The 14,580-nt window shown below is 71.7% G+C and carries 13 protein-coding genes; 3 read left to right on the top strand and 10 right to left on the bottom strand.

The features are described 5' to 3' along the window. Nucleotides 1-4: 4 nt before the first annotated feature. The 6 genes from C8K38_RS24865 to C8K38_RS24840 are packed head-to-tail and all read right to left on the bottom strand — an operon-like array spanning nt 5 to nt 6,068. The gene (locus C8K38_RS24865) at nt 5-1,192 is read right to left on the bottom strand and encodes an LLM class flavin-dependent oxidoreductase (protein WP_245221010.1); all 1,188 of its coding nucleotides are present in this window, start codon (nt 1,190-1,192) and stop codon (nt 5-7) included. After that, nucleotides 1,189-2,289 (bottom strand): LLM class flavin-dependent oxidoreductase, encoded by a 1,101-nt coding sequence (locus C8K38_RS24860; RefSeq protein WP_097214033.1) that lies wholly within the window; start codon nt 2,287-2,289, stop codon nt 1,189-1,191. Before C8K38_RS24860 ends, C8K38_RS24865 begins: the two co-directional genes overlap by 4 nt. Further along, nucleotides 2,286-3,332 (bottom strand): ABC transporter substrate-binding protein, encoded by a 1,047-nt coding sequence (locus tag C8K38_RS24855; RefSeq protein WP_097214032.1) that lies wholly within the window; start codon nt 3,330-3,332, stop codon nt 2,286-2,288. Before C8K38_RS24855 ends, C8K38_RS24860 begins: the two co-directional genes overlap by 4 nt. Nucleotides 3,333-3,341: 9 nt before the next feature. Then, entirely contained in the window at nt 3,342-4,142 is an 801-nt protein-coding gene (locus tag C8K38_RS24850; protein WP_097214096.1) for an ABC transporter ATP-binding protein, read from the bottom strand. Then, entirely contained in the window at nt 4,139-4,999 is an 861-nt protein-coding gene (locus tag C8K38_RS24845) for an ABC transporter permease (protein WP_097214031.1), read from the bottom strand. Before C8K38_RS24845 ends, C8K38_RS24850 begins: the two co-directional genes overlap by 4 nt. 1 nt (nt 5,000) lies before the next feature. Continuing rightward, the gene (locus C8K38_RS24840; protein WP_097214030.1) at nt 5,001-6,068 is read right to left on the bottom strand and encodes an NrtA/SsuA/CpmA family ABC transporter substrate-binding protein; all 1,068 of its coding nucleotides are present in this window, start codon (nt 6,066-6,068) and stop codon (nt 5,001-5,003) included. Nucleotides 6,069-6,273: 205 nt separating this feature from the next. Here C8K38_RS24840 and C8K38_RS24835 point away from each other — a divergent pair, with 205 nt between their 5' ends. After that, on the top strand, nt 6,274-7,041 hold the full coding sequence (locus C8K38_RS24835) for an IclR family transcriptional regulator (protein WP_257017802.1): 768 nt from the start codon (nt 6,274-6,276) through the stop codon (nt 7,039-7,041). Between the two features lie 16 nt (nt 7,042-7,057). Here C8K38_RS24835 and C8K38_RS24830 read toward each other — a convergent pair whose 3' ends face one another. The 3 genes from C8K38_RS24830 to C8K38_RS24820 all read right to left on the bottom strand — a co-directional run bounded on the left by C8K38_RS24830 (nt 7,058) and on the right by C8K38_RS24820 (nt 10,272). Then, nucleotides 7,058-8,161: a serine hydrolase domain-containing protein gene (locus C8K38_RS24830; protein WP_245221011.1), complete on the bottom strand. Its 1,104-nt coding sequence runs from the start codon at nt 8,159-8,161 to the stop codon at nt 7,058-7,060. 139 nt (nt 8,162-8,300) lie between these two features. After that, the gene (locus C8K38_RS24825) at nt 8,301-8,939 is read right to left on the bottom strand and encodes a response regulator (RefSeq protein ID WP_027502323.1); all 639 of its coding nucleotides are present in this window, start codon (nt 8,937-8,939) and stop codon (nt 8,301-8,303) included. An 82-nt stretch (nt 8,940-9,021) separates the two neighbouring features. Continuing rightward, nucleotides 9,022-10,272 (bottom strand): sensor histidine kinase, encoded by a 1,251-nt coding sequence (locus C8K38_RS24820; RefSeq protein ID WP_097214029.1) that lies wholly within the window; start codon nt 10,270-10,272, stop codon nt 9,022-9,024. A gap of 110 nt (nt 10,273-10,382) precedes the next feature. Here C8K38_RS24820 and C8K38_RS24815 point away from each other — a divergent pair, with 110 nt between their 5' ends. Both C8K38_RS24815 and C8K38_RS24810 read left to right on the top strand, forming a co-directional pair. Then, on the top strand, nt 10,383-11,135 hold the full coding sequence (locus tag C8K38_RS24815) for an ABC transporter ATP-binding protein (RefSeq protein ID WP_097214028.1): 753 nt from the start codon (nt 10,383-10,385) through the stop codon (nt 11,133-11,135). Nucleotides 11,136-11,139: 4 nt separating this feature from the next. Then, on the top strand, nt 11,140-13,629 hold the full coding sequence (locus C8K38_RS24810; protein ID WP_097214027.1) for an FtsX-like permease family protein: 2,490 nt from the start codon (nt 11,140-11,142) through the stop codon (nt 13,627-13,629). Between the two features lie 61 nt (nt 13,630-13,690). Here C8K38_RS24810 and C8K38_RS24805 read toward each other — a convergent pair whose 3' ends face one another. Then, nucleotides 13,691-14,512, bottom strand: coding sequence for a class II glutamine amidotransferase (locus tag C8K38_RS24805; protein ID WP_097214026.1), 822 nt, complete (start codon nt 14,510-14,512; stop codon nt 13,691-13,693). Nucleotides 14,513-14,580 lie beyond the last annotated feature (68 nt).

Genomic DNA, 14,580 nt, shown 5'->3' with positions numbered 1-14,580 from the left:
TTGGTCAGGGGGTGAGGAGCCGTGCGTGGTTGTCGAGTCCCTGGACTCGTGAAGCGCGCACGGGCGGCGGAGCCGCCTGGAGCAGCGGGAGGACCTCCTCGCCGACGCGGTAGGCCTCCTCGAGGTGCGGGTTGCCCGCGAGGATGAAGGCATCGACGCCGAGCTCGCGCAGCTCGTCGAGCCGCTGCGCGACCTGCTCGTAGCTGCCGACGAGGCCGAAGGCGGGGCCGCCGCGGATCAGGCTGAACCCGGCCCAGACGTTCGGTTGCACCTCGAGATCGCGGTAGCCGGTGATGGTCTCCGGCACCCAGCCCTTGATCCTGGCCGCGCCGACGGAGTCACCCTGGGCGGCCCGGTTGGCGGCCGCGCGGTCGACGAACGCCCAGCCCTTCTCCACCTCGGCCCAGGCGGCCTCCTCGGTGTGCCGGGCGACGACGTCGATCCGGACCGCGAACTTCGGTGTGCGGCCCAGCTTCTCGGCGTGGGTGCGGACGCCGTCGAACTTGGCGCGCAGGTCGCCGAAGGGTTCGAGCCAGGACAGGTAGTAGTCGCTGTGCAGCCCGGCGGCCCCGACCGCGGCGGCCGACGAACCCGAGAAGTAGACCTCCGGGAACGGCTGGCCGGCCAGCCCGGGCGGCAGCGCGGCCCCCTCGGTCTGGAAGAACCGGCCGTCATGGTCGTATGGCTCGCCGTCCCAGACCCCGCGCAGCACGTCGAGGAACTCGCTGGTGCGCGCGTACCGGTCGTCGTGGTTCACCTTGTCGCCCCACCACAGCTGCGCCGGTCCCCCGCCGCCGCTGATGATGTTGTAGACGAGCCGGCCGCCGGTGGCCCGCTGCAGGCTCGCCGACATCCGCGCCGCTTGCACGGGATGCAGGAACCCGGGCTGGAAGGCGACCATGAACCGGTAGGTGGTGGTCTCGCGGGCCAGCGCCGCCGCCACCGCCCACGGGTCCTCGGTGACCGGGAACGAGGGCAGCAGGCCGCCGAGGAACCCGGCCGACTCCGACGCCTTGGCCACCGCCGCCATGTGGTCGATGTAGCCGTAGCCGTCGAGTTCGCCGCCACGGATCGCGGGCGCGATGTTGCCGGGGCCGTGGCCGTTCGCCTCGCCGCGGTTGTATCGGCGCGGGGTGCGCAGCGACGCGTGGTCGCCCTCCATCCCGATGCGCCAGTAGAAGTCGATGCTCATGCGGTGGCCTCCTGACTCGCCAAGGTGCGTCCGGCCGGGTCGACCAGGTGCAGCAGGTGTTCGCCGGTGCGGTGCAGTTCCTCGATGTGCGGGCGGCCGTCGAGCACGAAGCTGTCGACGCCTGCGTCGACGTACTCCGAGAGTCGCTGCGCCACCTGCTCATAGCTGCCGACCAGGCCGATCGGCTGGTCGTAGCCGATCTCGGTGAAGCCGGCCCAGCGCCCGCCACCGAGGTCGAGCGAACGCGCGCCGACACCGTCGTCGTGGACCTCGTGCCACTGCCGCTCGGCGCGGGCCCAGGCCTCCTCCTCGGTTTCGCGGGCGATGATCGGCAGCTCCAGCCCGGCGCGCACCGTGCGGCCCAGTGCCTGCGACCGGCTCCGCAGCTCGCGCACCGATGCCGCGATCCCGTCGACGGTCTCGGTGAACAGGTGCACGTCGCCGTGCCGCGCGGACAGCTCGAGCGCCTGCTCCGAGTCCCCGGACAGGTAGACGGTCGGGAAGGGCAGCCCGGCCAGGATGCCGCGGAACCCGCCGTCGATCACGTCGAAGTACTCGCCGTCGAAGTCGAATCCGGTGCCGTTGAATCCGGCTCCTGCGACCGGGGTCTCGTTCCACACCCCGCGCGCGACGGTGAGGAACTCGGCGGCCCGGGTGTACCGGTCCACGCCGGTGACCCGGTCCCCGCGGGCGCGAGCGTCGGCCTCGTCGGTCTCCACCCGCAGCCGCCAGGACAGCCGGCCCCTGGAGAGTCGCTGCAGCGTCGCGGACACCTTCGCCGCGTACACGGGGGTGCCGAAGGAAGGGTGGAACTCGACGATAACCCTCGAGTGCCGGGTGTCGCGCAGGGCGCCGCCTGCGACGATCCACGACTCCTCGCCGAGCGGGTCGTAGGGCGCGAGCACCCCGTCGAGCCCGGAGAGTTCGGCCGCGAGCACCACCTGCGCGAGGTCGTCGAAGGGCCCGAAGTTGCCGGGCCGCACATCGGTCGCGACGGTGGGCACCTGCGGTCCGCCGAAGCCGCCGCGGTTGCGCGAGCCGGGCGACGCGTGCCTGCCGTCCCCCTGAGAGGGCAGCCGCCACAGGAACTCGGTCATGACGGCACCTTTCCGGCGGCCAGCAGCTCCAGCGCCTGCTCCAGGGGCTCGCGGGCCACCCAGGATTCGAGGTCGAAGTCGGCGGCCAGGAACCCGTGCGTGTACAGGAACTGCTTCTGGATCCCGATCAGCTCGACCCGCTCGTCCGACAGCGAGGGGTGCAGGTCCTTGTGGAAGCCCTCCTTGTACGCGGCGGCGACTCCCTCGGGACCGGACAGGGTTTCGCGCGCGAGCACCTCGCGGACGCGGTGCAGGTTGTCGGCCGCCCAGTCCGCGGCACGCAGGCTCTGGGCGAGGAAGCCGACCACCAGCTCGGGTCGGGACTCGAGCAGGTCGGCGTGCACGGTGATGGGGCGCGGGGTGCCGTTGTTGACCCGCAGCCGCTTCGCGTCGGTGGCGTCGAGGTCCACCGCGACCCGCAGGCCGTGCTCGCGGGCCACCTCCTGCGCGCGGGCGCCCTTGACGTAGATGGCGTCCACCTCGCCGCGCAGCAGCTCGTCGACACCCCAGGTGGTGCTGCGCCGCCCGTCGCGAACAGCGCTGCGCACCTGCGGGTTCCGCTCGACCTCCACCTCGACCGCGACGACATCGGCGAGGGTGAGTCCGGCCAGGCGGAGCGCGTTCGCGAAGCCGTGCAGCGCCATCGCGCGCGGGAAGCTGCGCGCCTGGTCCTGCGCCCAGGCAGGGATCCCGATCCGCAAGCCCGCCAGGTCGGCGGCGCCGGCGACCGTGGAGTCCGGCCCGACGAGGATGGCCTGAGATTCGTCGATCCAGGTCAGCCCGATCAGCCGGGTCGGCGAGCCCTGCGCGCGGGCCGCGATCGCGGGCGCGTTGCCGCCCTCGCGGACCAGGCCGAGCAGCTGATGGTCGAAGTGGCGGACGGCCAGCTCCGGGCCGGCGTCCTGCAGGACGCCCAGGCCGACGCCCGCCTCCGCCGCGGTCTCCCCCAGCCAGCCGAGGCTGTGCGCGAGGCCGCTCGCGGTGGGCACGGGGCAGCGGGTGTACCAGAGGGTGTCGAGGGCGGTGTCGACTACTGCGGTCATCTCGGGCTCCTAAGTGGTTGTGGGGGAAGCGGTGCGGCCGACACCGAGCTCGGTGAGGAACGCGGCGCGGTAGCGGAGGGACTCGGGGTCGGTGCGGTCGCGGGGCCGGGCGAGGTCGATGTCGACGTCCACGGCGAATCGGCCCTCGTTGAGGATCAGCACCCGGTCGGCCAGGCGGACGGCCTCGTCGACGTCGTGCGTGACCAGCAGCACCGCGGGACGGTGCCGGGCCACCAGATCGCCGACCAGGTCCTGCATCTGCAGCCGCGTCAGCGCGTCGAGCGCGGCGAACGGCTCGTCGAGCAACAGCAGCTCGGGCTCGCGGACCAGTGCCCTGGCCAGCGCGACGCGCTGCGCCTCGCCGCCGGACAGGGTGGCCGGCCACTGCCGCGCCTTGGCCTCCAGGTTCACCTCGGCCAGCGAGCGGGCCGCGCGGTCCCGGTTCTGTGCGGTCCGGCGCTGCCCGACGGTGACATTGGCCAGCACCCGCTTGGAAGGGATCAGCCGCGGCTCCTGGTAGACGGTGGTGCGCTGCCGGGGAACCAGAATCTCTCCGGCGTCCGACCTTTCGAGGCCGGTGAGCAGCCGCAGCAGCGTCGTCTTGCCGGTGCCGCTCGGACCGAGGAGCACCACGAACTCGCCGCGGTGGATCTCCAGGTCGACGCCGTCGAGCACGGTCTTGTCACCGAACGCCTTGCGGACCCCGCGCAGCGAGACGGCGACGGGCTCGCCCGCCCGCCGGTCGCGGGCCGCCGTCGCGGTGCGTTCCCGCACAGCCAGCGGCGGCAACGCGGTGTCGTTGGCGCTCATCGGACCGCCACCTGTCCCCGCCACGGCATCGCGAACTTCTCGATGACGCGGACGATGCCGTCGAAGATCAGGCCGAGCACCGCGTAGAGCACCACGCACAGCACCATGTAGTCGGTGCGGTTGTACTCCTGCGCCAGCGTCACCAGGTAGCCGATGCCCTCCCTGGTGCCGACCTGTTCGGCGGCGATGAGACCGGTGATGCTGATGGACAGGCAGATTCGCAGCGCCATCAGCACCCCTGGCAGCGCGGCGGGCAGGATCGCGCCGAACACGAGCCGCCACCCCCGCAGGCCGAAGCTCTGGGCGGCCTCGACCATCTTGCGGTCCACATTGCGGACGCCGAGGTACGTGTAGGCGTACATCGGGCCGACGGTGGCCACCGCGATAAGCAGCACCTTGAAGGTCTCGTCGATGCCGAACCAGGCGATGAACAGCGGCACCAGCGCCAGGAACGGGATGGCCCGGTTGATCTGCATCGTGGAGTCGATGAGTTCCTCACCGAGGCTGGACAGTCCGGAGAGCACCCCCAACGCCAGGCCGATCAGGACGCCGAAGAACACGCCGACCGCGGCCCGCTTGAAGGAGGCGATGGAGAAGTCGACCAGCTGCCCGGTCTGGTAGAGCTCGGTGAAGGCGCGCCACACCGCGGGCGGTCCGGCGAGGATCTCCTCGGGGATCGCACCGGTGGCCGACCCGATCCACCAGGCCGCGACGATCAGCGCGGGCACCAGGAACCGCAACGGGATCGACACCCAGGCGGGCCGGGCGCGACCTGCGCGGTACCGCGGCGCCTCGAGCTCCAGTGTGGTGGGCCCGCCGCGTTCCTCCCGCGCCCTCGGCGGGCTCAGCAACGCCATGTCAGTTCCCGGTCTTCGTCGGGGCCGACTGGACCTGAGCGGTCGCGTCCACCTTGGACTGCAAGGGGTAGAAGACATCCCCGGCGGTGAGCGCGCGGGTGGTCACCCCGTTCTGGAAGAACAGGTCGGCGACCTCCTGCAGGTCCGCCTCGTCGGCCGCGGTCGGGTAGTGCGGGACCGAGGCCCGGCGGCCGAGATCGACCGCCCGTTCGAGCCGGTCCCCGGACAGCGCCCGCGGGCCCGCCTTCTCGAAGACGTTCTGGTAGTCCTCCGGGTTGCTGCGCTGCCGCTCGGTCAGCGCCTGCAGGGTCTCGAGGTACTTGGCCGCGACGTCGGGGCGCTCCTCGAGGACCGCGGTGCGGAACGCGACGATCGTGTTGTCCTTGGAGTCGATGCTGGCCTCGGTGGCGATCTCGACCACGCCGTCGCGGGCCTTGGCCTCCTGGTACGGGTCGTTGAACGACGCCCACGCGTCCACCTGTCCGGTGGAGAAGGCCGACGCCGCGTCGGACGGCTGCAGTGGCACCCGCTCGACCTGGTCGAACGGGATGTTGGCCCGGCGCAACGCCTTCAGGGTGATGTACTCGCCCTTGCCCGCGGGGTTCACCGCGATGCGCTTGCCGACGAGGTCCTTGACCTCCTTCACCCCCGAGCCAGGGGACGCGATGATGCCGCTCTGGTCCTGGTCGACCGGGTCCGCGACGGCGATGATCCGCACCGCGACGTCCTTGGACAGCGCGCCGACCACCGGGCTGTAAGCACCGCCGGAGACGTCGAGCTGACCGGCGTTGAACAGCTTGAGGTTCGCGCTGAACGCGGGCGGTGCCTTGACCCACTCGACCTTCGCGCCGAGGGGGGCCAGCGCCTCGTCGAACGAGCCGTCCCGCTTGCCGACCGCGAGCGGTCCGGCGTTGCCCGGGTCGGTCACCTTGAGGACAAAGGTGGGCTCGGCGGAGCCGGCGGCGTCTGCGGTGCCCTCGGAATCCGACCCGCAGGCGGCAACCAGGGCGACGACGGGGAGAAGCGCGAGCGCGAGGCGCGCTCGGGGAAGTCGGCGGTTGCGGGACATCGGGGGGCTCCTGTTCGAGAGGCTGATCGATCTACGCCCCGAAAACTAGGCGAGCCAAACCCCATCGACTAGGTATAGTTTTCTGCTGATTGGAAGTATTGACAGACGCCCACTGCGGGATTCGGTCATTCCTCGCCGTTTCAGATCGCAGATTTTCCGAATAGTGGAAAGCGTCCACACCGGCCGCGCGTGTTAGCGTCGCGACGTGGAGACCTCCTCAGACCTCACGCCCCCGGCGACCGGATCCGTGCAGACCGTCGCCCGTGCCCTCTCGGTGCTCGGCTGCTTCCGCGGCGGCGACGAGCTCGGGGTGTCCGAGGTGGCCCGCCTCCAGGGGCTCGCGGTCAGCACCACGCACCGGCTGCTCGCCGCGCTCGTCGACGCCGGTTTCCTCGACAAGGACACGGACTCGAGCCGGTATCGCCTCGGCGGCGCACTGGCGGAGTACGGCCAGATCGCCTACCGGCAGCACCGCATCTATCTCGCCGAGCCGCACCTCGAGCAGCTCGCCACCACCACCGGCGCGAGCGCGTCGATCGCGACGCGCTACGGCAACGACGCCGTGCTGCTCGGCACCAGCCGGTGGCGGGAGGCCGACGGCCACCAGCTACAGGGCGTCCGGCTGCCGCTGCACGCCAGCGCACTGGGCAAGGCGCTGCTGGCCTGGTCCCTGGTCACCGACGACGAGCTGGGTCGGCTGCCCTACGAAACGGGCACGGCGCGTTCGGTTCCCGGGCCGCAGGAGCTGGGCAAGGAGCTGGCCCTGACCCGCGAGCGGGGCTATGCCTTCAACGACGAGGAGCTGGCCGTCGGCTACCGGACGATCGGCGTCCCGGTTGTCGGCGTGGACGGCCTCGCCCGGTTCGCGCTGGGACTGCGCGGGCCGACCGAGCTGATGATCCCCGAACGGGTGCCCTTCTTCGTCGAGCTGGCCAGGGTCACCGCCCGCGAGATCGCCGCCGTCATGCACTGACGCGCAGTCGTGCGAATCAGCAGAGGGCATGGCTGAGCAGGGCGAGGGTGTCGACCTCCTGCGGCGGCGCCTGGGTGACGGTGATCGCCGCGGCCCGGCCGTCCTCGGTCGCGCCGGAGAGCGTGTGGAACCCCGGGATGTCGCCGGAGTGCCCCCAGAAGACCTTGCCGCACGACAGTGTCGCCGACATCAACCCGAGCCCGTAGGACATGCCGGGCTGATCCATCGGGACGGTGCTGGTCATCGCACCCCAGGACGCCTCCGAGGTGAGCCGGCCCTCCACGAGCGCCCGCAGGAAGGCGGTCAGGTCCGCCCCGCTCGAGACCATCGCGCCGGCTGCCCACGGGCCGGACGGCTCGGTCGCCGTCATCTCGACGATGGTGTCCCCGTCCGCCTCGTAGCCGGACGGGTGGCGTCCGCGGATCTGCTTCTCCCCCGTTCCGGGCAGGTAGGTGTCGGTCAGGCCCAGCGGCCCGGTGATCCGGCTCGCGAGCTCGTCCTCGACCGTGTTCCCGGTGACCTTCTCGACCAGCATTCCGTTCACGAGGTAGTTGGTGTTGGTGTATTTCATCCGCTCGCCCGCGCGGAACTGCGCGGGGTGCGCCATCGCCATGGCGAGCAGATCCTGGCGGGTGAACCGTTCGCCGCTGCCGAGATAGGTCTGTGTGATGCGCGGGTCATCGGAGTACTCGGGCAGCCCGCTGGTGTGCTGGAGCAGCTGCCGGACCGTGATCGCGCCCGGGTCGACGCCCTCCGCGACCAGCGCGCCGGGCAGGTAGCGATCGATGGGGGCATCGAGCTCGATCTTCCCCTCGTCGACCAACTGCATCACGATCGCAGCCACGAATGTCTTGGTGACGCTGCCGATCCGGACCTGTGCGCCGTCCGGGATCTGCTCGGCGGTGACCCGGTCGCCCACCCCGCTGCGCAGCTCCACCGTCTCGCCGGGAACGGACAGGGTGGCCACCGCGCCGCCGACGGTCGAGCGGACCAGTTCGTCCAGGTCGGCCTGTACCGCCGCACGGTTGGGAAAGCTGTTGACCACCACCGGATCCGAGGTGTCCGAGCATCCGGCGAGCAGGAGGACCGAGATACCGACCGCGATCGCAGCAGATTTCATACCCCGACCCTATGGTGCGAGAACCGTTCGGCGCATCCGGATTTACCCTGATATCGCCCCCGAACGGCAGACCCGCCCGTGAGTCCTTCTGGCCCGCAGGGGGACCAGAAGGACTCACGGGCGGCGAAGCCGCAACCGCTCAGCCGCGCAAGTAGGCCAGCACCGCCAACACCCGTCGATGCCCGCTGTCGGACGCGGACAACCCGAGCTTGGCGAAGATGTTGCCGATGTGCTTGCTCACCGCGGTCTCGCTGACCACGAGCCGGCCTGCGATGGTGCCGTTGTCCAGGCCCTCGGCCATCAGGCCGAGCACCTCGGACTCGCGCGGGGTCAGTGAGCGGATCGGGTCGTCCGACCGCCTGCGGCTCATCAGCTGCGAGATCACCTCGGGATCCATCACCGTGCCGCCCGCCGCGACCCGGCGCAGCGCGTCGGTGAACTCGGCGACACGGCCGACGCGTTCCTTGAGCAGGTACCCCATCCCGTTCGCGCCCTCGGCGAGCAGCCGACCCGCGTACCGGTCCTCCACGTACGCGGAGAGCACCAGCACAGGGAACCCCGGCCTGCGCCGTCGCGCCTCCTCGGCCGCCTTGAGCCCCTCGTTGGTGAAGGTCGGTGGCATCCGGACGTCCAGCACCGCGGCGTCCGCGGAGTCCAGCACCTCCAGGAAGGACTCGGCGTTGTCCACCGCGGCGACGACCTCGAAGCCCTCCCCGCGCAGCAACAGCGCGAGGCCCTCCCGAAGGAGTGCGTCATCCTCAGCGATCACGATCCGCACGGCGCCTCCAGTCTCATGGTGAACCGACGGTAGCCCACGGCCGTTCTCGCGCAAGACGCCGACCGGATGGCATCGCGGCCCCTCACGCCCCACACGGCAGTTCCACCGTCAGCGACGTCGGGCCGCCCTCCGGACTGGCCAGTTCCATCGTCCCCTCGAAGGCCTCGGCCCGTCGCCGGATCCCGCTCAGCCCGCCGCCGGCCCGCTCGACCGCTCCCCCGTGCCCGTCGTCGGTGATCGTGATCCGCAGCACCTCACCGGAACCCCGGTCCGCCGTATGCAGGCGGACGGTCACCCCGCTCGCTCCGCCGTGCTTTACGACATTGGTCAGTCCCTCGGCCACCACGAAGTACGCAGCCGATTCCACCGCGGCAGGCGCGCGGCGCAGCCCGCCCACGTCCAGCACGCACGGCACCGCGCTCCGGCCCGCCAGCGCCGAGACCGCACCCTCGAGCCCGAGCTCGTCGAGGATCGGCGGGTAGATGTCGTGCACGATGGTGCGCAGGCCCGCGAGCGCGTCGGCGGCCGCGTCCTGGGCCCGAAGCAGCTGCGGCAGGGCCTGTTCCGGGTTCGTCCGCAGCGACCGTTCCGCGATGCCGAGCATCATCACCACCCCGACGAGCCGGTTCTGGGCACCGTCGTGCAGGTCCCGTTCGATCCGGCGGAGCTCGGCGGCGTGCGCGTCGAGGGCGGCCGCGCGGCTCGCGGTCAGCGCGCTCACCCGCTCCACCAGCCGCGATTCCCGGGTCGGCGCCAGCAGCCGCGCGGCCAACCAGCACATCCCGCGCGCCATCAGCGGGGTCAGCCACAGCGACAGCGCGCCGTAAGCGACACCGACCAGCGGCATCGCCGCGGCCCCCCACCACGAGGTCACCGGATAGAGGTTGGTCACCGGCTCGTCGGCAGGCATCATCTGCCAATACGCCGGGATCAGCAGCGAATTGACGGCCGCGGCGGGGAACGCGAGCGCGAACAGGCCCGCGGCGGGAGCGATCAGCGCGTGCACCCCGACCCAGGCGGCGTCGCGCCGGGTCGAGGCCGCGGTCACCAGCCGCCGCAGGTCCTCGAACGTCGGGTCGGCCGGGATCGGCAGGTATCGCTCGGACAGTTCCTCCCCCGAGTACCACCCGGCCCGACGCCGGGCCAGCCCCGTCCACCACCGCAACAGCCCCACCGCCCGGGGCGCCAGCAGCCAGCCAGGCCCGAACAGCAGGAACACCACCAGCACCAGCCCGACGACCAGCAGCGCCATCGACACCATGCCCGCGACGCCCTCCGCCACCAGGTAGCGCAGCGCGCGCCACCAGCTCCGCAGCCGCCCGGTCCTCGCCATGCCCCCAGCATGCCGCACCCCGGCGGAGGTGTCGGTATAGCCAGCCACACCATGGATTCGGTAGCGCGCGGGATCGTCCGCCGACGCTGCCGTCCATAGCGTCGTCATCCATGAGCACACAGGTTCTGAGCCCGCCCGTCGCCGCCCTCCGACTCCAGCAGGTCACCAAGAGGTACGGGTCCGGTCCCGCCGCGGTGACCGCGCTGCGGGGCATCGACCTCACCCTGCCCCGAGGGGCCTTCACCGCCGTGATGGGCCCATCGGGCTCCGGCAAGAGCACCTTCCTGCACTGCGCCGCCGGCCTCGATCAGCCGACCTCGGGGTCCGTGTGGCTCGGCGACACCGACATCTCCCGGCTCAAGTCCAAGGCGCTGACCGTGTTCCGGCGCGATCACGTCGGCTTCGTCTTCCAGGCGTACAACCTGCTGCCCGCGCTCTCGGTGGAGCAGAACATCACCCTGCCGCTGCTGCTCGCGGGCCGCGGCACCGACCCAGGCTGGCTCGACTTCGTCACCGGCGCGGTCGGCCTGGCAGATCTGCGCGGGCGAAGGCCCGCGGAGCTGTCCGGCGGCCAGCAACAGCGGGTCGCGATCGCGCGCGCCCTGGTGACCCGGCCCGATGCCGTGTTCGCCGACGAGCCGACCGGCGCGCTGGATTCGCGGACCGGCCGCCAGGTCCTCGAACTGCTCCACCGCACCGCCGAGGAACTCGGGCAGACCGTGGTCATGGTCACCCACGATCCGATCGCCGCCTCGTACGCGGACCGGGTGCTGTTCCTCGCCGACGGCGCCTTCGTCGGTCACCTGGACCGGCCGAGCGCCCAGCAGGTCGCCGACCACATGACCCACCTCGGGGAGTGGTGACCCGATGAGATCGCTTGCAGGCGCGAACATCCGCGCACACCGAGGCGGTTTCGTCGGCATGTTCGTCGCGGTGCTGTTCGCCTCGATGCTCGTCACCGGGCTCGGGGTCCTCATCGAGTCCGGGATCCGCGGCGGCATCGAGCCGCAGCGCTACGCCGGCGCGGACGTCATCGTCGGCGGCAGGCAGTCGCTCGTGGTCAAGGAGGACGTCGACCAGCCGTTCGCGGAGCGGGCCCCGCTGACCGCGGGCGTCGCGGACGAGCTGGCGTCGGTTCCCGGGGTGGCGCGCGCGGTCCCCGACATCAGCGTTCCGCTCGCGTGGTCGGGCAGGCCGGTGCAGGCGCACGGCTGGGGCTCGGCCGCGCTGACCCCGTACGAGATCCGGGAGGGACGGGCACCGAACGGTCCGGGTGAGGTCGTGGTGGACGACGCCGAGCCCGCCCGCATCGGCGACCGGATCTCGTTGGCGCACGGCGGCATCGCCGACGACTACACCGTGGTCGGGGTGGCGGGCGCGAACCCAACCCCGGACCGGGCCGCGCACGTGTTCCTGTCCGACGGCCAGGTCTCCTCGCTGTCACCGCGTCCGGGCAACGTCGACGTCATCGGGGTCACGGCGGCCGACGGCGTCTCGGCGAACGCGCTGGCCGAACGGATCCGCGAACGAGTGCCCGAGGTCGAGACCTACACCGGACGGGCCCGCGGCGACGCGGAGTTCCTCGACGCGGGCAGTGCGCGTACCGAGCTGGTGATGATCGGCATCTCGTTCGCCGGGACCGCAGTGATGATCGCGATGTTCGTGGTGGCCAGCACCCTGTCGCTGTCGATCGCCCAGCGCAGGCGCGAGTTCGCACTGCTCCGCGCGGTCGGTGCGACTCCGGGTCAGATCCACCGGCTCGTCGGGCGTGAGGTGATGCTGGTCGCGGGCGTCGCCGCGGTCGCGGGCACCGTCCCTGGTTTCGTCCTCGCCGACTACCTCCGGTCTCGCTTCGCGGCGGCCGGACTGCTGCCCGCCGACTTCGCGCTGGCCTTCAGCCCGCTGCCCGCCGTCGCGGCCGTGGCACTGAGCCTGATCACCGCCCGTGCGGCGGCGGCCGTCGCCGCGCGCAGGCCCGCCAGGATCAATCCGGTCGACGCGCTGGCGGAGGCGTCGGCGACCCCGGCCAGGCTCGGCCGCGGGCGGATGGTCACCGGGCAGGTCCTCGGCGCTTCGGGCCTGGTGATCTCGCTGCTGCCCGCCGTTGTCCCGGGTCAGGCGGCGCTGGCGGGCGCCGGGGGCGCCGCTGTCCTGCTGATGATCTCGGTGGGACTGCTGGGACCGCGTCTGGTCAGCGGCGCGGTGGCCGCGTTCGGTGGGCCGCTCCGCCGATCGGGATCGCCGGCCTTGTTCCTGGCGGCCGCGAACACCCGCGGCAACGCCCGCCGCCTCGCCGCCGCCATCACCCCACTCGCCCTGGCGATCGCGATCGGATCGGTACAGATCTTCGTCCAGACCACCGTCGCGGCGGAGGCCGCCACCCAGTCGAGGGAGGGCGTCGTAGCGGACTTCCTCGTCACCGGCACCGGGTCGGGGCTGTCCCCCGCCGTCGTCGACGCGATCGGCCGGACACCCGGCGTCGAGGCGGCGAATCCCGTTGCCCGCAGCCAGGTGTACGTCCCGCGCTTCGACGGCGAGTCCACCACCACCGAGCGGTACGCGGCGCAGGGCATCGACCCGGCCGCGACGGTCGCGACCATGGATCTCCAGGTCGAGTCCGGCAGCCTCGACGCGCTGGCCGGGCGGGACACGGTGGCGCTGAGCAGCGACACCGCCCAGACGCTGGGAGTCGGCGTCGGAGAGACTGCCACGCTGCACCTCGGCGACGGCACCGCGGTCAGCCCGACCGTCGTCGCCACCTACGGGCGCGGACTCGGATTCGGCGATGTCACCTTCGCGAACGAGGTGGTGCGCGCCCACACCACGAGCGGGCTGGACGACAGCATCCTGGTGCGGGCCGAGCCCGGCAGACAATCCGAGGTCGGCGCCGCTTTGGCCGCGGCGGGCTACACCGTCACCGACCGGGACGGGCTCGGCGCGGCGGGCGAATCCGAGCGCAGCGCGCAGTCCTGGACGAGCCTGATCGCGCTGTCGGTGCTGCTGGCCTACCTGGCGGTGGCGGTGGTGAACACCCTCGTGATGGCGACGGCCGAGCGGGGCCGGGAGTTCGCGCTGCTGCGCCTGGTCGGATCGAGCCGCAGGCAGGTGCGCGCGATGATGCGCGCCGAGGCGGTGATGGTGGTGACGATCGCGTCGGTGGTGGGCACGCTGATCGCACTGCCGCCGCTGGTGGGGGTCAGCCTCGGGGTCTCCGGGCAGCCGATCCCCGCCATCTCCCCCGTCACCTACGCCGCGATCATCGCCGCGACGGTGACGCTGGGACTGATCGCGATCGCGATACCGACCCGCGCGAGGCTCCGCGCGGATCCGGTCGCGGCCATCTCCTCCCGGGAGTAGGACCGTCGCGCCCGGCACCCGATGCCGGGCGCGCACGGCCCCGGTTCCACGGGCGTTTGTCTCAGGCGGGTGCGATCGGACGGAACGCGCGGAGCTCGTCCTGTCCCTGCCTGACCACCCCGGCCGAGGACTCCATCACCTCGTTCCACGCGCCCGGCAGGTCACGCAACGGTTCGGAGACCACGAACCGGGTCTCCCCGCCCAACTGATGGAGGACGGGCACCTCCGGGTGCAGATCCCGCAGCCTGGAGATCTCGGTCGAGAAGAACAGCGACCTCGACTGCCTCGCGGTCGAGTAGCGGAAAATCCAGGTGGATTCGCCGTCCGTCGTCGCGACCGTCATCTGGACCGGATCGTCGACCCCGTGGGCCCGGCCGACATCCTCGACGAGACCGACGGCCCGGGCGACGGCGTCGAAGGGGTCGTCGGTGAGGCCGAAGGTCAGCGCGAGGAAGAACAGCGTCTCGGAGTCGGTCGAACCCTCGAGATCGGGAAACAGTGCCGGGTCGATCGCGGTGATCAGGTCGCGCCGGGTCTCGCGGAATCCTCCGAGGGCGCCGTTGTGCATCCACAACCAGCGCCCGTGCCGGAACGGATGGCAGTTGCTGCGCTGCACCGCGGTCCCGGTCGAGGCCCTCACGTGCGCGAAGAGCAGCGGGGTGCGCACGTGGCCGGCGATCTCGCGCAGATTCGAGTCGTTCCAGGCCGGTTCGATGCTCTTGAACACCGCCGGTTCGGTGCCCTCGCCGTACCAGCCGATGCCGAAGCCGTCGCCGTTCGTGGTCGTGGCGCCGAGGCGGGAGTGCAGGCTCTGGTCGATCAGGGAGTGTTCAGGCCGGAACAGCAGGTCCTCCGCGAGGATCGGCTCTCCCGAGTAGGCCATCCACCTACACATGCATCAATTGAAGCACCAAACTCCGCCCGCCGTGCTCGGCCGATCGCGGTGACGTG

Origin of the sequence: Rhodococcus sp. OK611 (assembly GCF_003050885.1) — a bacterium.
Classification (GTDB): domain Bacteria; phylum Actinomycetota; class Actinomycetes; order Mycobacteriales; family Mycobacteriaceae; genus Rhodococcus_G; species Rhodococcus_G oryzae.
This window is presented reverse-complemented; position numbering and strand designations above follow the sequence as displayed.